Annotated in this window: 21 protein-coding genes; 13 read left to right on the plus strand and 8 right to left on the minus strand. The window is 64.5% G+C overall.

Features of this window, described 5'->3' with window-relative positions:
- The first annotated feature begins 4 nt into the window (after positions 1-4).
- The 7 genes from metG to QGV55_RS08310 all read left to right on the plus strand — a co-directional run bounded on the left by metG (position 5) and on the right by QGV55_RS08310 (position 8,032).
- Entirely contained in the window at positions 5-1,612 is a 1,608-nt protein-coding gene (gene metG, locus QGV55_RS08280; RefSeq protein ID WP_281017298.1) for a methionine--tRNA ligase, read from the plus strand.
- 5 nt (positions 1,613-1,617) lie between these two features.
- A complete protein-coding gene (locus QGV55_RS08285) occupies positions 1,618-2,394 on the plus strand; it encodes a TatD family hydrolase (RefSeq protein ID WP_281017297.1) in 777 nt (258 codons plus the stop codon).
- Between the two features lie 2 nt (positions 2,395-2,396).
- Positions 2,397-3,155, plus strand: a complete 759-nt coding sequence (locus tag QGV55_RS08290) for an MBL fold metallo-hydrolase (RefSeq protein ID WP_281017296.1) — start codon at positions 2,397-2,399, stop codon at positions 3,153-3,155.
- Between the two features lie 181 nt (positions 3,156-3,336).
- Positions 3,337-4,308 (plus strand): aldo/keto reductase, encoded by a 972-nt coding sequence (locus QGV55_RS08295; RefSeq protein ID WP_281017295.1) that lies wholly within the window; start codon positions 3,337-3,339, stop codon positions 4,306-4,308.
- A 114-nt stretch (positions 4,309-4,422) separates the two neighbouring features.
- Positions 4,423-5,565 (plus strand): FAD-dependent monooxygenase, encoded by a 1,143-nt coding sequence (locus tag QGV55_RS08300; protein ID WP_281017294.1) that lies wholly within the window; start codon positions 4,423-4,425, stop codon positions 5,563-5,565.
- On the plus strand, positions 5,562-7,163 hold the full coding sequence (locus tag QGV55_RS08305; protein WP_281017293.1) for a benzoate-CoA ligase family protein: 1,602 nt from the start codon (positions 5,562-5,564) through the stop codon (positions 7,161-7,163). Before QGV55_RS08300 ends, QGV55_RS08305 begins: the two co-directional genes overlap by 4 nt.
- A gap of 2 nt (positions 7,164-7,165) precedes the next feature.
- Positions 7,166-8,032 (plus strand): TauD/TfdA family dioxygenase, encoded by an 867-nt coding sequence (locus QGV55_RS08310; protein ID WP_281017292.1) that lies wholly within the window; start codon positions 7,166-7,168, stop codon positions 8,030-8,032.
- Here QGV55_RS08310 and QGV55_RS08315 read toward each other — a convergent pair.
- The gene (locus tag QGV55_RS08315) at positions 8,029-9,198 is read right to left on the minus strand and encodes an NAD(P)/FAD-dependent oxidoreductase (RefSeq protein WP_281017291.1); all 1,170 of its coding nucleotides are present in this window, start codon (positions 9,196-9,198) and stop codon (positions 8,029-8,031) included. The genes QGV55_RS08310 and QGV55_RS08315 overlap by 4 nt on opposite strands.
- 89 nt (positions 9,199-9,287) lie before the next feature.
- Between QGV55_RS08315 and QGV55_RS08320 the strand changes: the two genes are divergently transcribed.
- On the plus strand, positions 9,288-9,992 hold the full coding sequence (locus tag QGV55_RS08320) for an SDR family NAD(P)-dependent oxidoreductase (RefSeq protein ID WP_281017290.1): 705 nt from the start codon (positions 9,288-9,290) through the stop codon (positions 9,990-9,992).
- A 17-nt stretch (positions 9,993-10,009) separates the two neighbouring features.
- On the opposite strand, the gene QGV55_RS08325 is transcribed toward QGV55_RS08320, so the two are convergent.
- The gene (locus QGV55_RS08325) at positions 10,010-10,591 is read right to left on the minus strand and encodes a YqaA family protein (protein WP_281017289.1); all 582 of its coding nucleotides are present in this window, start codon (positions 10,589-10,591) and stop codon (positions 10,010-10,012) included.
- A 150-nt stretch (positions 10,592-10,741) separates the two neighbouring features.
- Between QGV55_RS08325 and QGV55_RS08330 the strand changes: the two genes are divergently transcribed.
- Positions 10,742-11,242: a DinB family protein gene (locus tag QGV55_RS08330; RefSeq protein ID WP_281017288.1), complete on the plus strand. Its 501-nt coding sequence runs from the start codon at positions 10,742-10,744 to the stop codon at positions 11,240-11,242.
- A 216-nt stretch (positions 11,243-11,458) separates the two neighbouring features.
- Here the strand turns inward: QGV55_RS08330 and QGV55_RS08335 are convergent, their stop codons facing one another.
- Entirely contained in the window at positions 11,459-12,994 is a 1,536-nt protein-coding gene (locus tag QGV55_RS08335) for an acyl-CoA synthetase (RefSeq protein ID WP_281017287.1), read from the minus strand.
- A 173-nt stretch (positions 12,995-13,167) separates the two neighbouring features.
- On the opposite strand from QGV55_RS08335, the gene QGV55_RS08340 reads away from it, so the two are divergent.
- Positions 13,168-15,456: a mechanosensitive ion channel family protein gene (locus QGV55_RS08340; RefSeq protein ID WP_281023726.1), complete on the plus strand. Its 2,289-nt coding sequence runs from the start codon at positions 13,168-13,170 to the stop codon at positions 15,454-15,456.
- On the opposite strand, the gene dapB is transcribed toward QGV55_RS08340, so the two are convergent.
- Positions 15,442-16,248: a 4-hydroxy-tetrahydrodipicolinate reductase gene (dapB, locus tag QGV55_RS08345; protein ID WP_281017285.1), complete on the minus strand. Its 807-nt coding sequence runs from the start codon at positions 16,246-16,248 to the stop codon at positions 15,442-15,444. The two genes, QGV55_RS08340 and dapB, sit on opposite strands and share 15 nt — an antisense overlap.
- Before the next feature lie 20 nt (positions 16,249-16,268).
- Positions 16,269-17,402 carry an aminotransferase class V-fold PLP-dependent enzyme gene (locus QGV55_RS08350; protein WP_281017284.1) on the minus strand — a complete coding sequence of 378 codons (1,134 nt, stop codon included), beginning with the start codon at positions 17,400-17,402 and terminating at the stop codon, positions 16,269-16,271.
- A gap of 51 nt (positions 17,403-17,453) precedes the next feature.
- On the opposite strand from QGV55_RS08350, the gene QGV55_RS08355 reads away from it, so the two are divergent.
- Positions 17,454-18,212 carry a hypothetical protein gene (locus QGV55_RS08355; protein WP_281017283.1) on the plus strand — a complete coding sequence of 253 codons (759 nt, stop codon included), beginning with the start codon at positions 17,454-17,456 and terminating at the stop codon, positions 18,210-18,212.
- 74 nt (positions 18,213-18,286) lie between these two features.
- Positions 18,287-20,086, plus strand: coding sequence for a translation elongation factor 4 (lepA, locus tag QGV55_RS08360; protein WP_281017282.1), 1,800 nt, complete (start codon positions 18,287-18,289; stop codon positions 20,084-20,086).
- A 26-nt stretch (positions 20,087-20,112) separates the two neighbouring features.
- Here the strand turns inward: lepA and QGV55_RS08365 are convergent, their stop codons facing one another.
- From QGV55_RS08365 to QGV55_RS08375, 3 genes are all read right to left on the minus strand, one after another.
- Positions 20,113-20,670 (minus strand): hypothetical protein, encoded by a 558-nt coding sequence (locus tag QGV55_RS08365; protein WP_281017281.1) that lies wholly within the window; start codon positions 20,668-20,670, stop codon positions 20,113-20,115.
- A 35-nt stretch (positions 20,671-20,705) separates the two neighbouring features.
- A complete protein-coding gene (gene hemF / locus QGV55_RS08370) occupies positions 20,706-21,569 on the minus strand; it encodes an oxygen-dependent coproporphyrinogen oxidase (RefSeq protein WP_281017280.1) in 864 nt (287 codons plus the stop codon).
- Positions 21,570-21,678: 109 nt separating this feature from the next.
- On the minus strand, positions 21,679-22,119 hold the full coding sequence (locus tag QGV55_RS08375; RefSeq protein WP_281017279.1) for a tRNA (cytidine(34)-2'-O)-methyltransferase: 441 nt from the start codon (positions 22,117-22,119) through the stop codon (positions 21,679-21,681).
- A gap of 196 nt (positions 22,120-22,315) precedes the next feature.
- On the opposite strand from QGV55_RS08375, the gene petA reads away from it, so the two are divergent.
- Positions 22,316-22,846 (plus strand): ubiquinol-cytochrome c reductase iron-sulfur subunit, encoded by a 531-nt coding sequence (gene petA / locus QGV55_RS08380; RefSeq protein WP_281017278.1) that lies wholly within the window; start codon positions 22,316-22,318, stop codon positions 22,844-22,846.
- Positions 22,847-22,851: the final 5 nt, after the last annotated feature.

Consider the following 22,851-nt stretch of genomic DNA (forward strand, 5'->3'; position numbering starts at 1 on the left):
ACGGATGACCATCGACGCTGCAGCGCAGGGCAGCGGGGCAGAGCAGAGCGAGGGCCAGGGCCGTCCGTTCTATATCACCACCCCGATCTACTATGTGAACGACCGCCCGCACATCGGACATGCCTACACTACGCTTGCCTGCGATGTGGTCGCGCGCTTCAAGCGGCTGGATGGCTTCGACACGTATTTCCTGACCGGCACGGACGAGCATGGGCAGAAGGTCGAGAAGTCGGCCGCAGCCGCCAATACCGATCCGCAGGATTTCTGCGACCGGGTGGCGCAGAACTTCCGCGACATGATGCCGATCCTCAACGTTTCCAACGATGACTTCATCCGCACGACGGAGGAACGCCACGTCCGTTCCGTGCAGGAACTGTGGCGGCGGCTGCAGGAGTCGGGGGACATCTACCTCGGCAGCTACTCCGGCTGGTACGCGGTGCGCGATGAGGCCTTCTACGGCGAGGATGAACTGACGAAGCAGCCGGACGGCACCCGCATCGCCCCCTCCGGCGCGGAAGTCGAGTGGGTGGAGGAGCCGAGCTATTTCTTCCGCCTGTCCGCATGGGGCGAGCGTCTGCTGGCGTTCTATGACGAGAACCCGGATTTCATCATGCCGACGGCGCGCCGCAACGAGGTCGTCAGCTTCGTGAAGGGCGGGCTGCGCGATCTCTCGATCTCCCGCACCAGCTTCAGCTGGGGTGTGCCGGTGCCGGGCGATGATGCGCACATCATGTACGTCTGGCTGGACGCGCTGACCAACTACATGACGGCTGTCGGCTATCCGGATACCGATAACGAGCTGTTCGCGAAGTTCTGGCCTGCGGACGTTCACATGGTGGGCAAGGACATCCTGCGCTTCCACACGGTCTACTGGCCTGCATTCCTGCTGTCTGCCGGTCTGCAGCCGCCGAAGCGGGTGTTTGCCCATGGCTGGTGGACCATCGAGGGCGAGAAGATGTCGAAGTCACTCGGCAATGCCATCGCGCCCGAGGAACTGGTGGAGACCTACGGCCTGGACCAGACACGCTATTTCCTGCTGCGGGAAGTGCCCTTCGGCAATGACGGCGACTTCTCCCGCGAGGCCATGATCCACCGCACCAATGGTGACCTGGCGAACGATCTCGGCAATCTGGCGCAGCGGGTGCTGTCCATGGTCTTCAAGAACTGTGAGGGCGCGCTGCCGCAGCCGGGACCGTTCACCGATGACGACAATGCCCTGCTGGACCTGGCTGGCGGGACTCTGGCCCGGGTGCGGGCGGAGATCGACGTGCAGGCGCTGCACAAGGCACTGGCGGCGATCTGGGAAGTATGTGGCGCGGCCAACCGCTACGTCGATGCCCAGGCTCCCTGGACGCTGAAGAAGACCGATCCCGACCGCATGAAGACCGTGCTCTACGTGCTGGCGGAAACCGTGCGTCGGGTCGCGATCCTGATTCAGCCCATCATGCCGGATGCGGGGGCAAACCTGCTGGATCAGCTCAAGGTGCCTGCGGACGCACGCGCCTTCGTGCATCTGTCTGCGGCCTACGCGCTGACCGGTGGCACCGCCATCGACAAGCCGGTTCCGGTCTTCCCGCGCATCGTGGTCGAAGACGCCGCCGCGAAGGGGTGAGGGGCATGCTGGTCGATTCACATTGCCACCTGGACTATCTGGCGCGCGACGGCGACCTGGACGATGTGCTGACCCGTGCCCGCAACGCCGGCGTCTCGCCCATGGTCACGATCTCCACCAAGCTGCGGGAGTTCGACATCGTCCGGGGTATCGCGGAGCAGGCCGATGATCTGTTCTGCAGCGTCGGCGTCCACCCGCACGAGGCGGAGAGCGAGCCGGACACGACCACCGCACAGCTTGTCGATCTGGCCCGCCACCCGAAGGTCATCGGCATCGGTGAAACCGGTCTCGACTATTACTATGACCACAGCCCGCGCGATGTTCAGCGGCGCCTGTTCCGGGCGCACATCTGTGCGGCGCGTGAAACCGGTCTGCCCCTGATCGTCCACACCCGGGATGCAGAGGCCGACACCATCGACATCCTGCGCGACGAGATGGACAAGGGCGCCTTCACCGGCGTGATCCATTGTTTCAGTGGCACGCGCCAGCTTGCCGACCGGTCGCTGGAACTGGGTTTCTACATCTCCATATCCGGCATCGTGACCTTCAAGTCGGCGGAGGACCTGCGCCGCACGGTGGAGGCCGTGCCGCTCGAGCGTCTGCTGGTCGAAACCGACAGTCCCTACCTGACGCCGGTACCGAAGCGCGGCAAGCGCAACGAACCCGCCATGACCGCCTACACGGCGGCGAAGGTGGCGGAAATCAAGGGCGTGAGCGCGGAAGAGGTGGCCGCGCAGACGACGCGGAACTTCCGCAGCCTGTTCACCCGGGCGGAATTCTGAACATGCGTGTCACGATCCTTGGCTGTGGCAGTTCCGGTGGCGTGCCGCGTATTGGCGGCGAATGGGGCGTGTGCGATCCACACGAACCGAAGAACCGTCGTCGCCGCTGCTCGATCCTGGTGGAGCATGAGGGCACGCGGGTGCTCGTCGATACCTCGCCGGACCTGCGGGAGCAGTTGCTGGATGCCGGAGTGACGGATCTGGAGGGGGTGATCTGGACCCATGATCACGCCGACCAGACCCACGGGCTGGACGACCTGCGGGTGCTGGCGATCCACAACCGCCGCCGGATCGAGGTCTGGGGCGATGCGGAGACGCTTGTCCGGCTGAAACGCAAGTTCGGCTACTGCTTCCCCGACGAGGCCTCGGCGGCCTATCCGGCTATAGTCAACGACCATCTTATCGACGGCCCGCTGCAGATCGGAAACCTGCCGATCCTGCCCTTCTGGCAGGACCATGGCACGATGCCGTCGCTGGGCTTCCGGTTCGGCGATGTCTCATATGCCAATGATGTCGTCCATCTGGACGATGCGGCGTTCGAGGCGATGGCGGGCAGCCGGGTGATGATCGTCGATGCGCTCCGCTATCGTCCGCATCCGACCCACGCCCATCTGGAGCGGGCGCTGGAGTGGATCGAGAGGGTCGGACCGGAGCGGGCCATCCTGACCAACATGCATGTCGATCTCGACTACCGCACCCTGAAGGCTGAACTGCCTGACGGGGTCGAGCCGGCCTATGACGGCATGGTCATCGAAGCCTGAAACGACCGCCTCTGACAGGCATGTCGACCGATGCCGTCTTGACGCCGCGATGGATCACCTTTGCGGATTTTCTGCATCATTTTTGAGCGCGAGCCCATCCCTGTGCAACACTGTCGACACAACAGGGACCGGCCGACAAACGGTTGCTGGCAAACAGGCAGGATCAGGGGTGGGGAATTCGATGAAATACAAACTGCTGGGCGCCACGGGCGTCAGGGTTTCGGAGCTTTGCTACGGCACCATGTCCTTTGGGGGCGATGCGGATGAAGCGGAGTCCGGCCGCATGTATGCGGCCTGCCGCGACGCGGGGATCAACTTCTTCGACAGTGCCAACGTCTATTCCAGCGGACGTTCGGAAGAGATTCTGGGGCGCTTGATCGCCGGCGAACGTGATGAGGTGATCATCACGTCCAAATGCACCGGGGTCGTGGGGAAGGACGTGAATGCCCGCGGCAGCAGCCGCCGCCATGTCGTGCGTCAGGTGGAAGAGAGCCTGAGGCGTCTCGATACCGACCGTATCGACGTGCTGTTCATGCACCATTTCGACGAAAGCCTCCCCGTCGAGGAAGTTCTCCGCGGCCTCGAGAACGTCGTGCAGTCCGGCAAGGTTCTCTACATCGGTGCCAGCAACTATGCAGCCTGGCAGGTCGCCAAGGCGCTCGGAATTTCGGAACGGCGCGGCTGGGCGCGTTTCGACGTGCTGCAGCCGATGTACTCGCTGGTCAAGCGCCAGGCCGAAAGCGAGATCCTGCCCATGGCCCTGTCGGAGAATCTCGGCGTCATTCCCTACAGCCCGGTCGGCGGTGGTGCCTTGAGTGTCAAGTATGGTGTGAAGCAGAAGCCCGAGCAGGGCCGTCTGGTCGCCAACGAGATGTATGCCAAGCGCTACAGTGCCGAAGGGACCTACGAGACCGCTGCCGCGTTCACCGATTTTGCGAACAATGCAGGGATTCACCCCGTCAGCCTTGCCGTCGCCTGGGTCGCCGGTCATCCAGGGGTCACAAGTCCGATCATCGGTGCCCGCAATGTCGAACAACTGCGTCCGGCACTTCAGAGTGTCGATGTGGATATGACACCCGATCTGCGGGCAGAGATCTCCGGCCTTTCCAAGGCCCCGCCGCCCGCGAATGACCGCTTCGAGGAACGTGTCTGAGCCTGCAACTGAAGGCGCATTCCGGCCAGATCAGATTCATCTCTGACCGGTCTGGGCGTGCCGATTGGATCGTGCCAGTCTCCGGGGCGATGCTTGATGGGGGGAGCGGATCAGGTGACAGGGTTGAAACACGTCGAGATTCTGGGGGGTGGTCCTGCCGGGCTTTATGCGGCCATCCTGCTGAAGCGGGCATGGCCCGGCATCTCCGTCCGGGTGACGGAGCAGAATCCGGCGGACGCGACCTTCGGCTTCGGTGTCGTCTTCTCCGATCAGGCGCTCGATTTCCTGCGCGCCGACGATCCTGAAACACATGACCTGATCACGCCGCGGATGGAGCGGTGGCGCAACATGACCCTTTCCCATGCCGGGGATCGTGTCACCCTGGACGGGATCGGCTTCGCGGCGATCGGGCGGCTGGAACTGCTGCAGATCCTGCAGGGACGGGCGCGTGATGAGGGGGTCGAGCTGCACTATGACACGGTTATCAACTCTGTGGACGATCTGGATGCCGACCTGATCATCGGTGCGGACGGGCTGAATTCGCTGGTCCGGTCATCGGATGAGAACGGGTTCGGCCCGACGCTGGAGCACTTCGCGAACCGCTTCGCCTGGTTCGGCACCACACAGCCCTTCGATACGCTGACGCAGAGCTTTGTCCGCACCGACAGGGGCACGCTGAATGCCCATCATTACCGCTATCAGCCGGCAATGAGCACCTTCATCGTCGAATGCGATCCGGCGACATTTCACGCGCATGGCTTTGACCGGATGAGCGAGACGGAAACCGCGGCGGCCTGCGAGGAGATCTTCCGGGAGCCGCTGCAGGGCGCGAAACTGATCTGCAACCGCTCCCTCTGGCGGCAGTTTCCGCGCCTGTGGTGCCGCAACTGGGTCAGCGGAAGCCGGGTCATCCTGGGGGACGCGGCCCACACGGCACATTTCTCCATCGGCTCCGGCACCCGGCTGGCCATGGAGGACGCGATTGCGCTGGTCCGGGCGTTGCAGGCCGACAGTGACCTGGAGGCTGCCCTGAATGCGTTTCAGGCCGCGCGTCAGCCCATCGCGAAGAAGATCGTCGATGCCGCCAATACCTCCGCCGCCTGGTACGACCGGTTCCCGGAGAAGATGACGCTGGCGCCGCTCGACTTTGCCTTCGACTACGTCACCCGTTCCGGCCGGGTGGACATGGATCGCCTGCGAAAGCTGTCGCCGGAGTTCATGACCCGGTACGAGGCCGCAGGGGGAAAGGGCGCATGAACACGCAGATCATCGATCCGGTTGGTGAAACTCCGGGGGCTGCGGAGATCGGCTTCGACAAGTCGGCTCACCCCAACTGCAGCGCCATCCTGTTCGATAACCTGCCGACCAATGCCGACCGGGTGGCCGTCACCGGCCCCGCCGGTACCCTGACATACGCCGAACTGTGTGCGGAGGCGGGGCGCTGGGGCAATGCCTTCAAGGGTTTCGGGCTGGAGCGTGGCGAGCGCATCGCGTTCTTTCTCGACGACACGCCCACCTATCCGGCGGCATTCTTCGGCGCGGTCCGGGCCGGCTTCGTGCCGGTCCTGCTCAACACGCTGACCACGCCGGACCTGCTGCAGTTCTTCCTCGCCGATACCGACGCCCGGATTGCAGTGGCGGAGGCCGAGTTCACCGACCGTTTCAATGCCGGGACCATGGCGGGCACGAAGCTGGAGCGCGTGGTCATCGCCAATGGCAGCGGCGATCTGCCCGCGAACAGCCAGCACGCCAGCGCGTTCATTGCTGGTCAGTCAGACGAACTGCCGGTCGCGGATACCGGTCCTGACGACATGGCATTCTGGATGTATTCCTCCGGCTCCACGGGGCGGCCCAAGGGCATCGTCCATCTGCATCACGACATGGCCTATACGCAGCAGTCCTTCGCGGAGAAGGTGCTGCAACTGCGGCCCGATGACCTGTGCTTCTCGGTGCCGAAGATCTTCTTCGCCTACGGCTTCGGCAATGCCTTCACCTTTCCCTTCTCTGTCGGGGCGACCACTGTTCTGATGCCGGGGCGGCCCGATCCCGCTGCGGTGCTCGACTGCATCGAAACCTTCCGGCCAACGGTGCTCTACGGCCTGCCGACGCTCTATACCGCGATCTGCCGGACACCGGGCGTGGCTGAACGGGACCTGTCATCGCTGAGGCTCTCCATGTCGGCGGCGGAAACCCTGTCGGAGGATATCTTCAACGCCTGGCGGGACCTGACCGGCCTCTGCCCCATCGAGGGGCTGGGGTCCACGGAGGTGCTGCATATCTATCTCTCCAACACCCAGGCCGACCAGCGTATCGGTGCCGCCGGCCGCCGCGTGCCAGGCTACGAGGTGGAACTGCGCGACCGTGACGGAAACCCGTCACCGGACGGGGAGGAGGGGATCATGTGGGTGCGTGGTTCGTCCTCCGCCCCGTGCTACTGGAATCGTCCCGACAGGACCGCCGAGACCATGCGCGGAGACTGGATCAATACCGGAGACCGCTTCCTGGAGCAGGATGGCTACTATCAGTTTCAGGGGCGTGCCGATGACCTGATCAAGGTCTCGGGCCAGTGGGTCTGGCCGCTGGAGGTGGAGCGCTGCCTGAACGAGCACCCGCACGTCCATGAGTGCGCCGTGCTGGCGCATCAGCTTCCCGACCGGCGGATGGCGCTGCGGGCCGTCGTCTGCCTGCGCGACGGACACGCGGGGGACGAAGCGGAGGTCAGGCTGCTGCAACAGCACGTGCGTGAAGCCTTGCTGCCGTTCAAGTATCCCCGCATCGTGGAGTTCGTGGCCGAGATGCCGAAGACGGGAACGGGCAAGATCGACCGTCAGGCACTTGTTTCTGGGGAGGGATAACTGTGGAAATTCAGCCACTTCATGCCGATTTCGGTGCCCGTATCACCGGTTTCGATCTCTCGGTGCCGCTTGATGAGGCCCGGCGTGGCGCGCTTCTGGATGCCATCGACCGATGGTCGTTTCTCTGTTTCCCCGATCAGGCGCCGGGCGACGACCGCCATCTGGCCTTCACCCGGGAGATCGGTGAACCGGAACCCAACCACCTGCCGAAGGGGGAGGAAGGGCGGATCGACTATTTCGGCACCATCGGCAACGTGCAGGAAGACGGTACGGCACTCGGCAATGACCACAGGAAGACGATCTTCCTGACCGGCAACAACATGTGGCACACGGATGCCAGCTTCAAACCCGTGCCCGCCTTCATCTCCATCACCTCGGCCTATGAGGTGCCGTCGGAAGGTGGCGAGACCCAGTTCGTCAGCGCCCGCGCGGCCTACGACAGACTGGACGGTGCCCGCAGGGCGGAAGTCGATCCGCTGGTCGTGGTGCACGACTACGTCTTCTCCCGCTCCAAGGTGTCGCTCGATGCGGTGTCACCGGCACTGGCGAAGTCCCTGCCGCCGGTCCGGCAGCGCTTCGTGCGCCGCAATCCGTCAAACGGACGGAAGAACCTGTTCATGGGTTCCCACGCCAGGGAGATCGAGAGCTGGAGCGAGAAGGACAGCCGGGACCTGATCGACGGGCTGATCGAGGATGCGACGGCGGAAGCGAACATTCTGACCCACTGCTGGCAGGCTGGTGAAGTCGTGATCTGGGACAACCGCTGCCTGCTGCATCGAGGCCTCGGCTACGATGCCGACCGCCACCGCCGCCTGATGCGCCAGACGCGGGTACGCGGTGCCGGGCCGACGCTGGAGGAGGCGTTCTAGACAGCCTCACCCGCCGCCCGCCCGCTGGCCCAGGCCCACTGGAAATTATATCCGCCAAGCCAGCCGGTTACATCGACAGCCTCACCGATGACATGAAGGCCGGGAACCGCCTTGGCTTCCATTGTGCGTGATGAAAGGCCATCCGTGTCGATGCCGCCCGCCGTGACCTCGGCCTTGGCATAGCCTTCGGAGCCGTCCGGTCTGAAGCGCCAGCCGTTCAGCAGTCGGCCCAGGTGTTTCAGCGCGGTATCCGGCATCTCCGCCATCGGGCGTGGAGGCAGGTGCTGCGCGGCGAGTTCGGTGGCCAGCCGTGCGGGCAGCAGCTCCGCCAGCACCGTTGCGGCCTGCGCCTTCGGGCGCCCTCTCTTGGCGTCCAGCAGCAGGTGCTCCGCATTCATGCCGGGCGCAATGTCGAGGGTGATCTCCGTGCCTTCCCGCCAGTACGACGATATCTGCAGGATTGCCGGGCCGGAAAGACCCCGATGCGTGAACAGCATGGCCTCGGCGAACTGCGCCTGACCTGCCGTGGCCGTGCAGGGCAGGGCCACGCCGCTCAGACCGCGCATCCAGGCGCCGGTTTCACCCTGGAAGGTCAGCGGCACCAGTCCGGGCCGGACGTCCCGCAATTTCAGTCCGAAGCGACTGGCCAGATCATGTGCGAAGCCGGTGGCCCCCATCTTCGGGATCGAGAGACCGCCGGTGGCCAGGATCAGGCCCGGACTGCTGAAATCGCCAAGCGAGGTGGTGACCCGGAAATGGTCGGCGCGGCTGACGTCCCGGATCGTGCAGTTCAGTCGGATATCGACGCTGCCCGCCGCGCATTCATCCAGCAGCATCTGCACGATCTGTCTGGCGGAGCCGTCGCAGAATAGCTGCCCCAGCGTCTTCTCGTGCCAGGCGATGCCATGGCGCTCGACCATCTCCAGGAAGTCGTGGGGCGTGTATCGGGCCAGGGCGGACTTGGCGAAATGCGGGTTGGCGGAGAGGAAATTCTCCGGTGCGCAGCCGAGATTCGTGAAGTTGCAGCGCCCGCCGCCGGAGATCAGGATCTTCTTCCCCACCTTCTCGGCATGATCCAGCAGCAGCACGCGCCGGCCCCGCTGTCCCGCGGTCAGCGCCGCCATCAGGCCTGCGGCACCGGCTCCGATGATGATGCAATCGTACATTGTGCACCCTGTCTGCAACTGACTGCGCCCCTGACGCATGAAGGGGGTCTATACTGGCGGGGTGCAGAACGTAAGGGGAGGAATGAACGATGACGGATCCGGTATGTGTCCTGACCGGCGCAGGCGCGGGAACGGGGGCGTCCATCGCGCGCCGCTTCGCGCAGGGTGGCTATCGCGTGGCGCTGCTGGCCCGGTCGGCTGACCGGCTGGCCGAACTGGAGGCGGAGATTGCCGGATCACGGGCCTACCCGTGTGATGTCAGCGATCTGGATGCCCTGCGGGAGGTTCTGGCGCGCGTGAAGGGGGAGATGGGGGCACCACGCGCCGCCATCCACAATGCGGCAATGGGCGGATCGCGCTTCGTGCTGGAAGGCGACGCCCTGAAGATGGAGAAGATGTTCCGCGTCAACACGACGGCCCTGCTGGTGCTGGCCCAGGAAACCGTGCCGGACATGATCGCGGCCGGGGAGGGGTCGATTGTCGTCACCGGCAATACGGCCGCCTGGCGCGGCAAGCCGCATTTTTCCCATTTCGCACCGACCAAGGCGTCCCAGAGAATCCTGGCGGAGGCCATGGCGCGTGACTTCGGACCGAAGGGGGTTCATGTCGCCTATGTCACCATCGATGCGGCGATCGACACGCCATGGACCCGGCCGATGATCTTTCCCGACAAGCCGGACGACTTCTTCGCCAAGCCGTCGGCCATCGCGGAGGAAGTGTTTCACGTCGCGCATCAGGATCGCTCGGCCTGGTCGTTCGCGGTCGAGGTCAGGCCGTTCGGGGAGACCTGGTAGGCAGGGGACCGTCGGACTCAGAGCAGGAAGCGGACCGCCACGAAACCACCGATCAGACAGACCACGAACAGGATGAACAGGGGACCGAGGTACTTCTCGATGAAGGCACGGATCGGTTCACCGAAGTACCAGAGCAGGGTGGCGACGACGAAGAAACGCAATCCCCGTGCGGCGACGCTGGCAACCAGGAAGGTCACCAGATCGAGGCGTGTCACGCCGCTTGCGATCGTGATGACCTTGTAGGGGAATGGCGTGACGCCAAAGAAGAAGACCACCCAGCCGCCTTGTTCCTTGTAGCCCTCGCTGAAGTCCGCGAAAGCATGGTCATAGCCATAGAACCGGATCAGCGGTTCTGCGATCTGATCGAACAGGAAGACGCCGATGGCGTACCCCGCGACACCGCCCAGTACCGAGCAGATGGTCGCGATCAGGGCCAGGCGAAAGGCACGCTGGCGGTCGGCCAGGATCATCGGAATCAGCATCACGTCCGGTGGAATCGGAAAGACGCTGCTCTCGATGAAACTGATGAAGCCGAGCGCTGGCGTGGCGCGGCGGTGGGCGGCCAGCCCCAGTGTCCAGTCATACAGCCGTCGCAGCATCCGCCGTTCCTGTCGTGCAGTGAATTTTCAGCCGCCGATCCGCACCGGCGGCGGGAGAATGGCGTTCAGGCTCCGCAATGTCCATGACTGCGTTGCCAACAGGCGACCGGGCGCTAGGTTCGAAATGTGGTCAGCAGGGAGTACCAGCCCATGTTCAAACCCTACTTCACGCGTTTTGCCGCCTACAACATCTGGGCGAACGGGAAACTCTATGACGCGGCAGCGGCTGTCCCGGCGGCAGACCGGACCCGCGATGTCGGGGCGTTCTTCGGTTCGCTGTCGGGCACGCTGAATCACTTGATCGTGGCGGACCGGGTGTGGCTGCACCGGTTTCTGGGCGACGGGCCGGAAGAGAGTCAACTGAACCGGGTCATCACCCATGACCTTGACGAACTGCGTAGGCTGAGAGCGGCCGAGGATGACCGTATCAGCGGCTTCATCACCTCCCGCAGCGAGGCGGATTTCGCGGCCAGCTTCAGTTACCGGAACATCGCCGGGCACAGGTTCACCCAGCCCCTGTCAGAGACCCTGGCGCACTTCTTCAACCATCACACCCATCATCGCGGTCAGGCCCACGGCATCCTCACGCATCTGACCGGCAAGGCCCCCGAACTGGACCTGCTCTACTACATCCGCGAACTGGAAGGCTGAGCCGCGACGGGTTGATGGGGACCTGATCCGCCGGTCCCACCTTTCAGCGTTCGTGCGGCACCCTGGGTACCCGGGTCGAGCCCGGGTACGGCGTGAGTGTTGAGGTCAGCTTCGTTCACCTCCCCACGGCGCTCGCGGACTTGATCCGCGCGCCCAGTTCCCGGCACTGCCTGGAACCGGATTGCCCAGACGGCTTGCCGCCCCTCCGTAGGGTGATCAGATCTGTCGGCCCGCAGCCTCCCAGTAGGGCGCGCGGAGCTTGCGCTTGAAGATCTTGCCGGAATCCTCCCGCGGCAGGTCCTTCGCGAAGACGATCTTCTTCGGCACCTTGAAGCGGGCGAGGTGGTCGGCGATGTAGCTGCGCACGTCCGCCTCCGTTACCGAAGTATCCGAGAGCTGGATATGCGCGGCCAGCGACTCGCCATATTCATCGTCGGGAATGCCGAACACGGCGCAGTCGCGCACGCCGGGCATGCCGATCAGCACGGCCTCGATCTCCGCCGGGTAGATGTTCACGCCACCGGAGATGACCATGTCCTTCTTCCGGTCACAGAGGAACAGGAAGCCTTCCTCGTCCATGAAACCGACGTCGCCGCAGGTCACCAGATGCTCCAGACCGGCTTCCTTCCGCTTCTCCGGGTTCTTGTTGTAGGTGAAGTCGGGCCAGCCGATCAGCTTCATGTAGACCTCCCCGATCTCGCCCGGACCCAGGGTCTGCATGTTGTCATCGACGATGCGGACATCGGCATGGGGCAGGGGCCGACCGACCGTGCCGGGCTTGCGCAGCGCCTCTTCGGAAGTGTGGAAGAAGACCGCGCCGGTCTCCGTTCCGCCGTAGTATTCGTTGATGACCGGTCCCCACCATTCGATCATCCGCCGCTTCACGTCCGGGGGGCAGGGGGCCGCCGCGTGCACCACGAACTTCAGCGATGACAGGTCGTAGCGGTTGCGTACCTCCTCCGGCAGGTTCAGCAGGCGCACGAACATGGTCGGCACCATGTGGATGTGGGTCAGCCGTTCCTTCTCGATCAGCGCCAGCAGTTCCTCCGCATCGAATCGCGGCTGCAGGATCACAAGGCCGCAGCAGCGGGCGGCGAACAGCCCGTAGGCGTTGGGCGCGGAATGATACATCGGGCCGGTGATCACGGTGCGGATCGACGGGTCGGGGCTGATGCCGAAGACCTGGGTGAACAGGCCGTAGATCTTGTCCTGCACCTCCGGCGTCGCGGGCTCGCGGCGCACGCCCTTCGGATTTCCGGTGGTGCCGGAGGTATAGATCATGTTGGTGCGCGTCGTCGCAGGCTCCCCAACCATCGGTTCCTGCTGCTGCAGCCAGTCGTTCCAGTTGGTCCGGCCGGCGGGAACGGCACATTCATCCGGGGAGATACGATAGGCCTGCATCACCTCCGGCGGGGTCTCCGCCACCAGCACGATGCAGTCGTCGGGGATGCCACCCTCGATCGCCGGCAACAGATCGGCATGAACCACCAGCGCGCGGGCATCGCAGTCATCCAGGATGTAGCCGGCTTCCTCCGCCGTGCCATGCCAGTTGATCGGCACCGCATAGGCGCCGGCATTGGTGGCCCCCATCGACGCCTCGAAGAAGGCGAAGTCATTGCGCAGCATCAGGCAGACGGCATCATCCTCCCCCACGCCCAGTGCCTTGAAGCCCCCTGCCGCCTTCGCGACGTTTGCTTCCAGCGTTTCGCGGTCGAGCCGCCTGTCGCCCGAACGGATGCAATCCTGATCCATGGCCAGCTTCCTCCCCAGTAAGTGGTCCCGTCGGGCATTGTTCACCACAAGTCGCGCGAAGGTAAAGCGGGCAGCTTGCATGGCGGGCAGGAAGGGGCTTCCCGTTAACCAGACACTGCGCCATCATCCGTTTGCCGTGTCGGGGGGCGCAGGTGAATGATGGGGGAATTGCCTTGCGCAAGTTGCTGATGCTGATCGGCCTGTCCGCGCTGTTGCTGTCCGGCGCTCTTTCCGTCCAGGCCCAGATCCCCGGCGTGTCCGGCGGGACCCAGCCTGCGGAGACTGCGGCCCTGCCGGAGAATCCGACACCCGAACAGGTGCGGGAGATGGTATCGCGCCTGTCTGACGAGCAGGTCCGTGCCCTGTTGCTGCAACGGCTCGATGCGGTGGCGGCATCCGGCAGCGGCAATGCTGAATCGGGCAGCCTGATCGACTTTCTCGGACGCGCGGCCAGCGATGTCGCGGAGTCGGTGACCGACGCGGTGGAACGCTTGCCGACGCTGGGCCGCAGCCAGTCCCGTGCCTTCGCACGCTTTGCGGAGGAACGCGGTGCCGGCGGGGTCTTCCGGTTCTTCGCGCTGCTTGCCTTTGGGGTCGGCGCCGGTCTCGCCGCCGCCTGGCTGGCCAATCGCATCGCCGGACGCTGGCGCGACCGCATTCAGGCCGCCACGGGACGGGAGGGGCTGAAGGAGATCGTACGCATCCTGGGGCTGCGCCTGCTGATGGACATGGCCGGGCTGCTGGTCTTCGCGCTGGTCTCGCGCACCGTGCTGGGCATCCTGATGACCGACGTGGACCGGGAGATCGCGCGGCTGTTCGTCACCAGCCTGATCGTGCTGCCAATGGGCATGTCTGCGGTCGTGAGCTTCCTGATCGCACCACGTCGCCCGGAACTGCGGTTGGTGAACACGGATGACGAGACGGCGCGCTTCCTTCATCGCCGACAGATCATCTTTGCCCTGATTGTCGGCTTCCAGTACCTGATCATCGAGTTCAACCGTGTCCACGGGGTGCCGGTGGGCGAGACGCGGATCGGTTTCTGGCTCAATCTCTGGGTGCTGTCCTATGTTGCCTGGGCAAGCTGGCGTGCGCGCCGCGGTCTGCGCATGATGATGCGCGGCGGTGACGAGGAACTGGGGCCGATCGAGCGCCGTGTGGCCGACAACTTCCCCTACATGGTGATCGCGCTCTGCGCCCTGACCTGGCTGCTGGTGGAGATCCTGACCGGGCAGGGCATGTTCGAACTGGTCGCTGACGGACAGGCCTATGTGACCCTCTTCATCCTGATCATGTGCCCGACCCTCGACACGATGGTCCGTGGCCTGGTGCGGCACCTGACGCCACCGATGAAGGGAGAGGGCGTGGTGGCGGAGGAGGCCTTTGCCGCAACGCGGCGCAGCTATGTCCGCATCGGCCGGGCCATCACCTTCGCCATCGTCATCATCCTGATCGCGCAGATCTGGCAGATTGACTTCCGCAATCTGGCGAGTGCCGGTTTCGGTGCACGGGCGGCGGCATCGATTGTCCAGGTGCTCGTCGTGCTGGGTGTCGGTTTCGTGGTCTACGAGGTGGTGACACTCTGGATCAACCGGAAGCTGGCCAACGAGCAGACCGCGCTCGGCATCGACCTGAACTCCGAGGAGGTCGGCGCAGAGGGCGGCGGCGCGGGCGGCTCCCGACTGTCGACCGTGCTTCCCCTGCTGCGCTGGACCTCGCAGGCGGCAATCGTGACCATCACGCTGCTGCTGGCGCTCGGGAACCTGGGCCTCGACATCACGCCACTGCTCGCTGGTGCCGGTATCGTCGGTCTGGCCATCGGCTTCGGTGCGCAGAAGCTGGTGGCGGATATCGTCTCGGGCATCTTCTTCCTGATCGATGACGCCTTCCGGACCGGTGAATATGTGGAGATCGAGAGCACGGTTGGAACCGTGGAGAAGATCTCCATCCGGTCCCTGCAGTTACGCCATCATCGCGGCAGCATCCACACCATCCCGTTCGGTGCGGTGCCGAAGATCACCAACTATTCGCGCGACTGGGTGATCATGAAGCTGAAGTTCACGGTGCCCTTCGAGACCGACCTGAAGAAGGTCAAGAACATCTTCAAGCAGATCGGCAAGGAACTGAGTCAGATCCCTGAATTTGAAGGTGATCTGATCCAGACATTCAAGAGCCAGGGCGTGCTGGAAGTTGACGACGTGGGCATCGTGGTGCGCGGCAAGTTCATGGCCAAGCCGGGTACCCAGTTCACCATCCGCAAGTTCATCTACGACCGTGTGCAGAAGCTGTTCGACGAGAACGGCGTCCAGTTCGCCCGGCGCGAAGTACGTGTGCGGGTCAATGGCGGCTCCGATGACGAGACCGTGCCCCAGCTCACCGAGGAGCAGAAGCGCCAGATCGCTGCGGCGGCCTCCGACCAGGCCGGCTCTGATGGATCGGCATCCGGAGGATCAGGCGCCGCGTAGGCCCAGAACGTCGATCATGTCGTAGCGGCCGGGCTTGCGCCCCGCGCACCACAGTGCCGCGCGGACGGCACCGGCAGCAAAGATGCGCCGGTCGTTGGCGATGTGGTTCAGCACCACCCGTTCGTTGTCACTGGCGAAGACAACCGAATGCTCCCCCACCACATTGCCGCCACGCAGCGCGGAATAGCCGATCTGGCCCTTCTGGCGCTCCCCAGTGATGCCGTGGCGACCGCCGACCGCGACCGCTTCATGGTCCTGTCCCCGACCTTCCGCCACCGCCTTGCCGAGCATGTATGCCGTGCCTGACGGGGCATCCACCTTCCAGCGGTGATGCATCTCCGTCACCTCCACATCCCAGTCGATGCCCAGCGCTGCGGCGACCTGCGCGGTCACCTGCACCAGCAGGTTGACCCCCAGCGACATGTTGCCGGCCTGCATGACCGCTATCTCGCGCGCGGCCTCGTCAACCTTCGCGTCATCCTCCGCCGTCATGCCGGTGGTGCCGATGACCATGGCCGTTCCGTGCCGTCGGGCATGACCGAGGTTTGCGACAGTTGCTGCCGGTACGGTGAAGTCGATCACCACGTCTGCATTTCCGAAGACGGTATCCGGATCATCGCTGAGTGCCACGCCCACCGGTTCGATGCCGATCAGCTTGCCCAGGTCCTGGCCGATCCCGTCCGTACCGGACCGCTCAAGTCCGCCCGCGATTTTCGCGCCGTCGGTCTCATGCACCTCCGTCAGCAGCATCCGGCCCATGCGTCCGGCGGCACCTGCAATTGCTATTCTCATGACTGTTCCTCCCGCAGGCTTCAGATGATCGATGACAGGGCCTGGATCAGGCGATCCGTATCCGCGTCGGTATTGTAGAGGTGAGGCGTCACGCGCATCGAGTCCCCACGCTGACTGATGTAGACCTGTTGCGCCGCCATGTCCTGCACTAGGGTCTCCGGTGCGCCGTCGGGGAACCGCAGACCCAGGAAGTGCGGTGCCCGCGTGCCCTCCGGCGGTGCCAGCAGGCCAAGCTTCTCCGCCCTGGCCGCAATGTCGCCGGTGCGGGCGCCGAGAGTCTCGGAGATGGCCTCCGGTGTCCAGTCGAGCAGGTGCTCCATGGCACTGATCGCACCGGGCAGCAGGGCGAAGTTCGACCGCTCCCCCATGTCGAAGCGGCGCGCGCCGGGCTGCAGGGCATCGGTGTAGTCCAGCAGCCGCGCGAAATTCTCCGACCCGGCACGGGTGATCCAGCCCTGTTCCAGCGCACGGCCCTGCTGCCATTTCGGCGCGACATACATGAAGCCGACCGAATAGGGACCAAGCAGCCACTTGTAGCAGGCGCTGACCATGAAATCGGGCTGCACGTCCGCGACCGAGAACGGCATGGCGCCGAGCGACTGCGTCAGGTCGAGCACAAGCGCGGCTCCGACGGACCGGAGCTTCTGACCCACCGCCACCAGATCGATCAGGCTGCCGTCGGTCCAGTGGTTGTGGGGCAGGGCAGCAATGGCGGTACGGTAGCTGATGGCGTCCAGGATGACACGGGTCCAGTCACCGTCCTGTTCGCGCTGCAGCGTGCGAAGCTCCGCCCCCGAATCCGCGGCCAGATCACGCCAGCTGTAGACGTTGGAGGGAAACTGGTCCCGCAGCACCAGAATCTCCTGTCCCGCAGCCACCGGCAGGTTCGCGGCGGCTGTGGCAATGCCGTAGCTGGCGGCGGGGACGATGGCGACATCGTCGGCAGACGCGCCGATCAGCCGCCCGAACAGACCCCGTGCCTGCTCGCTCTCGGTGAAGAAATCCTGCGGTGTCACGGTCCAGGGACGTGCCTTGCGCTGCAAACCGGTGCTGCTTGCCGCCACGACGGGCTTCATCAGGGGCGACATGTAGGCACAGTTGAGGTAGGCGATATCGTCCGGAATTTCGAACAGATGACGTTGCGAGGCGATCATGACAGGTCAGTCCATACTGGCAGGAGGCGGCACTTGAACCGGCACGCCCCCATGCGTCAAGCACTGGCGCTGCTGCTGGCAGGCTGGGCCATGTCGGCGGGCACGGCGGCCGCCCAGGCGCTGATCCCGACCGTGAAGAGCTATCAGGCATGTACGGAGGCCGTGGACCGCGATCCGGAGACCGGCATGACGGCGGCCCTGCAATGGCGCGACCTCGGCGGGGGCAGGGCGGCGGAACATTGCGTGGCACTGGCGCTGGCGGCGAACGGCAATAGCCGCCTTGCCGCCACACGGATGCAGGACCTGGCGGAGGTCTTCGGCGGTGCGCGGCCGGATATGGCGGCCACCATCATGTCCCAGGCAGCGGCGCTGTGGGTGCTGGCGCGGGAGGATGCGCGGGCGCTGACGGCGCTGGACCGGGCACTGGAATGGCAGGGCAACAGCGCGGCGCTGCATCTGGACCGCGCCCATGTGCTGGCCGGTCTGAAACGCTTCGATGAAGCCCAGCAGGAAACGGACATTGTGCTCTCCATCGACGACCTTTCGGCGGAAGCCTATGCCCTGCGCGCCATGATCAACCGCCAGACGGGGCAGGTTGCGGCGGCGGAGAGCGACATCGTCAACGCGCTGGCGCTGCAGCCCGACCAGCCGCAAGCTCTGGTGGAACGTGCCCGATCCCGCGCAGGTGCCGGGGACATTCGTGGCGCGCGGGAGGACCTGCTGAGCGTCATAGCGCAGGACGAAACGGCGGCGGTGGCGGAGGATGCGCGCCGCCTGCTGGAGCAGTTGGACGTGGCCATTTCCGACTGAGCCGGTGAGCCTGCACGCCTCAGCCTCACAGCGTGCTTGCAAGCATGGGCAGGCAGACCTAATACTCCGCCGCCATGGACCTCAAGAACATCCGAAATTTCTCGATCGTCGCTCACATCGACCACGGCAAGTCCACACTTGCCGACCGGTTGATCGAGGCGACTGGTGGCCTGGAAAATCGCGAGATGCAGGCGCAGGTGCTCGACTCCATGGATCTGGAGCGGGAACGCGGCATCACGATCAAGGCCCAGACCGTTCGCCTGGCCTACAAGGCGCAGGACGGCGAGACCTACATCCTGAACCTGATCGACACCCCCGGCCACGTCGACTTCTCCTATGAAGTCAGCCGAAGCCTGGCAGCCTGCGAGGGCGCGCTGCTGGTGGTGGACGCCAGCCAGGGGGTCGAGGCGCAGACGCTGGCCAACGTCTATCTGGCCATCGAAAACGATCTCGACATCGTACCGGTGCTGAACAAGGTCGACCTGCCTGCTGCCGATCCTGACCGGGTGAAGGAGCAGATCGAGGATGTGATCGGCATCGACGCCTCCGACGCAGTCATGATCTCCGCCAAGACCGGCCTCGGGGTCCCGGACGTGCTGGAGGCGCTGGTGACCCGGCTGCCCGCACCGAAGGGCGACCGTGATGCGCCGCTGAAGGCGCTGCTGGTGGACAGCTGGTACGACGCCTATCTGGGCGTGGTCGTGCTGGTCCGCATCATCGACGGCGCCATGAAGAAGGGATCGAAGATCCGCCTGATGTCGAGCGGTGCCACGCACCAGATCGACCGGGTGGGCATCTTCACGCCGAAGATGGCGACCGTGCCGGAACTGGGGCCGGGGGAGATCGGCTTCTTCACCGCTTCCATCAAGACGGTGGCGGAGACCGATGTCGGTGACACGGTGACGGATGAAGGCAAGCCCGCCGCCGAGCCGCTGGCCGGGTTCAAGCCCTCCATCCCCGTGGTGTTCTGTGGCCTGTTCCCGATCGACGCCAATGACTATCAGGACCTGCGTGACAGCCTGGCCAAGCTGCGGCTGAACGATTCCAGCTTCCATTTCGAGCCGGAGAGCTCCGCAGCACTCGGGTTCGGCTTCCGCTGTGGTTTCCTGGGACTGCTGCACATGGAGATCGTGCAGGAACGGCTGGAACGGGAATTCAACCTGGACCTGATCACCACGGCACCGAGCGTGGTCTACAAGCTGTACATGACGAACAACACGCTGCAGGAACTGCACAACCCGGCCGACATGCCGGATCCGGTGAAGATCGACAGGATCGAGGAGCCGTGGATCAAGGCCACGGTCATGTGCCCCGACGAATATCTCGGGTCGATCCTGAAGCTGTGCGAGGAAAAGCGCGGCATCCAGTCCAACCTGACCTATGTCGGCAACCGCGCCATGGTGGAATATGAACTGCCGCTGTCGGAGGTCGTGTTCGACTTCTACGACCGGCTGAAGTCCGTCAGCCGCGGTTATGCCAGCTTCGACTACGAGATCATCGAATATCGCGAAGGCGACCTGGTGAAGATGTCGATCATGGTCAACGCCGAACCGGTCGATGCCCTGGCCATGGTGGTCCACCGCAAGCGCGCCTACGAACGCGGGCGGCAACTGGTGGAACGGCTGAAGGACCTGATCCCGCGCCAGATGTTCAAGATTCCGATCCAGGCAGCCATCGGCGGCTCCGTCATCGCCCGCGAGACCATCTCCGCCATGCGCAAGGACGTGACCGCCAAGTGCTACGGCGGCGACGTCACCCGCAAGAAGAAGCTGCTGGAGAAGCAGAAGGAAGGCAAGAAGCGGATGCGCACCTACGGCAAGGTCGACATCCCGCAGGAAGCCTTCCTCGCCGCACTGCGGATGGGCGACGAATAGATAAATATATCAGGCTGTTGTGGCCGTCAGTTCGCGTGCTTCACCAACTGGCCTGACGCCGAGCGGACCGGTTCGCCGTCGACCAGGCGGGTGAACCTCAGCTTCATGCCGAGGGCGGAGAGGGTGCGGTCGTAGACCTGCAGGTCGGCCTTGCCGTCTTCCCGGACACCCAGGCTGTAGACGGTCAGGGTCTGGTCGGCGATGCGGGCCCAGTGCAGGGCCTCGCCGCTCATCGGATCGACCGTCTTGTCCTCCCGCCAGACATTGGGGCGGGTGGGATCGGGGATGAACTGGACCACCGCCTGCTTCAGCTCTTCCTTCGGGGCGTTCGGGTCGCCGGCCTGGCGCAGCACGGTCGACCAGCGCAGGGAGAAGCCGCCGACGGCAAAGGGCCGGATCTCCACATCCAGGTCACGCGCGGTCACCCGGAAGTGGGAACTGACCTCGTTCTCCGAGACGGCGCTGCCTTTCCAGAGACCCTGGAACGCCTTGATGCTGAGGTCCTTGGCCAAGGTGGGGGAGGCGACCACCAGGGGAACCAGAATCGTCGCCGCCGTCAGAACCCGTCCAAGAACCTTGCGCATCGCCTGTTGCTCCCCTGTGTCGCATCACCCCGAGATCAGGGCCATTTCACCTCCGGCGGCAGGCTCATCAGGATGGCTTCGGTGTTGCCGCCGGTCTTCAGTCCGAATGTCGTGCCACGATCATAGATCAGGTTGAACTCCGCGTAACGTCCCCGGCGCACCAACTGGTGTTCACGCTCCTCCGCCGTCCAGGGTTCGTTCATGTGGGCGCGAACGATCGGGGCATAGGTGTCGATGAAAGCCTTTCCCACATCGCGGGTGAAGGCGAAGTCGGCATCCCAGTCGCCGCTGTCGTGGTGATCGTAGAAGATGCCGCCGACACCGCGCGGTTCATTGCGGTGCTTCAGGAAGAAGTACTCGTCGCACCACTTCTTGAACTTCGGATAGTAGTCCGGGTCATGCGCATCACACGCAGCCTTCATTCCGGCATGGAAGGCGTCCGTGTCGACATCGTTCGGCACCATGGGCGTCAGATCGGCGCCGCCGCCGAACCAGCCGACCGAGGTGCGGATGTGGCGGGTGTTCATGTGCACGGCCGGCACGCGCGGGGAACGCATGTGTGCCACCAGCGAAACCCCGGAGGCCCAGAATCGCCCGCCCGATTCCTTCGCACCCTGGATCTGGCCGACGAAATCGTCGGAGAAGGTGCCGTCAACGGTGGAGATGTTCACGCCCACCTTCTCGAACACCCGGCCACGCATCACCGACATGACGCCGCCGCCGCCACCCGGACGGTCCCAGGCCGTGCGCTCGAACCGGCCCGGCGGCAGGTCCGACATCTGGCCGGTCAGTTCATCCTCGATGGCCTCGAAGGTGGCGCAGATCTGGTCCCGCAGTTCCCGGAACCAGGCGCTGGCGGTTTCCTTGCGCTGCTGGTCGATCTCTGTGCTGTCACTCATGCCGTCCGTCCCCCTTGTGCGTTCTGTAGGTGGCACCTGCCGAAGCCGTCTTCTGGCGCGCTATGAACCCCAGCACCTTGATCGAGGTCAATCGTCAGATGTGATCCGGTCAGCGAATCTGCCGAATGGCCTCACCCAGTGCCATGGCCGCCGCCGTCACCACATTGAGGGACCGCGCGCCCGTCGCCATCGGGATGCGGATCCGGGCGTCGGCACTGTCGTGCACCGCATCGGGGACACCGGCGCTTTCCCGCCCCATCAGCAGCACGTCATCGGGCTGAAACGTGAAATCGTGCAGGTCGGACGCCGCCCGGGTGGTCATCAGAATCAGTCTGCTGTCAGCCCGCGCCGCCCGAAAAGCCTGCCAGCCTGCATGCAGCGTGATGTCGGCTGCATCGGCGTAATCCATTGCCGTGCGGCGCAGATCGCGGTCATCCAGCGGGAAGGCGGCGGGGCGAATCACATCGAGGCCGATGCCCAGACAGACGCAAAGCCGGATGGCGGCACCGAGATTCTGCGGAATGTCGGGCTGAAACATGGCCAGTCGCATGGGTTTATCCTTCTGCGGTCAGGGGCTTATCCCTGCGTTTCGGGGGCTCCGACAGCGATGCGGCTCACTGTCGCAACAGAGTCCGTCTTCTGGACTTGGCCCGCCATTCCTGATTGTTACGGTACTTCCGGCATCGGGTGGGGATCGCTGTGTGCGAGTCCGGTGTGCAGTTGAATGAACAAGAGGGTTTGAGCCCATGAGTGCAGCTTCCCATGGGGGAGACGGCGGAGAACGCCGTGACTTCCTGGTGATCACGGCTGGCGCGTTTGTCGGCGTCGGTGCCGTCGGACTGGTCTGGCCGTTCGTTGACCAGATGAATCCGTCCGCGGATGTGCTGGCCCTGTCATCGACCGAGGTCGATATCTCGGGGATCGAGCCTGGCCAGAGCGTGACGATCAGCTGGCGCGGCAAGCCGGTCTTCGTGCGTCGCCGCACCGAGGCCGAGATCGATGCCGCCCTGGCAGTGGACGTGGACGATCTGCCGGATCCGCAGACCGACGAGGAACGCCACAAGGCCGGCAAGGCCGAATGGCTGGTTGTGCTGGGTATCTGCACCCACCTCGGTTGTGTGCCGCTGGGCTACGCCGGTGAATACGATGGCTGGTTCTGCCCGTGCCATGGTTCGCACTACGACACGTCCGGACGTATCCGCAAGGGTCCGGCGCCCGCCAACCTGGAGGTGCCGGAGTACGAATTCCTGACCGACACCCAGATCAAGATCGGTTGAGGGAA

Source organism: Minwuia sp. IMCC3009 (assembly GCF_029909415.1).
GTDB lineage: Bacteria > Pseudomonadota > Alphaproteobacteria > Minwuiales > Minwuiaceae > Minwuia.

Excerpts from the sequence above, each read along its gene's own strand:
- QGV55_RS08350 (WP_281017284.1), bottom strand. The coding sequence starts at position 17,402 with ATGATCGCCTCGCAACGTCATCTGTTCGAAATTCCGGACGATATCGCC.
- lepA (WP_281017282.1), top strand. The coding sequence starts at position 18,287 with ATGGACCTCAAGAACATCCGAAATTTCTCGATCGTCGCTCACATCGAC.
- hemF (WP_281017280.1), bottom strand. The coding sequence starts at position 21,569 with ATGAGTGACAGCACAGAGATCGACCAGCAGCGCAAGGAAACCGCCAGC.
- QGV55_RS08325 (WP_281017289.1), bottom strand. The coding sequence starts at position 10,591 with ATGCTGCGACGGCTGTATGACTGGACACTGGGGCTGGCCGCCCACCGC.
- QGV55_RS08315 (WP_281017291.1), bottom strand. The coding sequence starts at position 9,198 with ATGTACGATTGCATCATCATCGGAGCCGGTGCCGCAGGCCTGATGGCG.
- QGV55_RS08320 (WP_281017290.1), top strand. The coding sequence starts at position 9,288 with ATGACGGATCCGGTATGTGTCCTGACCGGCGCAGGCGCGGGAACGGGG.
- QGV55_RS08305 (WP_281017293.1), top strand. The coding sequence starts at position 5,562 with ATGAACACGCAGATCATCGATCCGGTTGGTGAAACTCCGGGGGCTGCG.
- QGV55_RS08290 (WP_281017296.1), top strand. The coding sequence starts at position 2,397 with ATGCGTGTCACGATCCTTGGCTGTGGCAGTTCCGGTGGCGTGCCGCGT.
- QGV55_RS08285 (WP_281017297.1), top strand. The coding sequence starts at position 1,618 with ATGCTGGTCGATTCACATTGCCACCTGGACTATCTGGCGCGCGACGGC.
- QGV55_RS08355 (WP_281017283.1), top strand. The coding sequence starts at position 17,454 with ATGCGTCAAGCACTGGCGCTGCTGCTGGCAGGCTGGGCCATGTCGGCG.
- petA (WP_281017278.1), top strand. The coding sequence starts at position 22,316 with ATGAGTGCAGCTTCCCATGGGGGAGACGGCGGAGAACGCCGTGACTTC.
- QGV55_RS08375 (WP_281017279.1), bottom strand. The coding sequence starts at position 22,119 with ATGCGACTGGCCATGTTTCAGCCCGACATTCCGCAGAATCTCGGTGCC.
- dapB (WP_281017285.1), bottom strand. The coding sequence starts at position 16,248 with ATGAGAATAGCAATTGCAGGTGCCGCCGGACGCATGGGCCGGATGCTG.
- QGV55_RS08295 (WP_281017295.1), top strand. The coding sequence starts at position 3,337 with ATGAAATACAAACTGCTGGGCGCCACGGGCGTCAGGGTTTCGGAGCTT.
- metG (WP_281017298.1), top strand. The coding sequence starts at position 5 with ATGACCATCGACGCTGCAGCGCAGGGCAGCGGGGCAGAGCAGAGCGAG.
- QGV55_RS08335 (WP_281017287.1), bottom strand. The coding sequence starts at position 12,994 with ATGGATCAGGATTGCATCCGTTCGGGCGACAGGCGGCTCGACCGCGAA.
- QGV55_RS08365 (WP_281017281.1), bottom strand. The coding sequence starts at position 20,670 with ATGCGCAAGGTTCTTGGACGGGTTCTGACGGCGGCGACGATTCTGGTT.
- QGV55_RS08330 (WP_281017288.1), top strand. The coding sequence starts at position 10,742 with ATGTTCAAACCCTACTTCACGCGTTTTGCCGCCTACAACATCTGGGCG.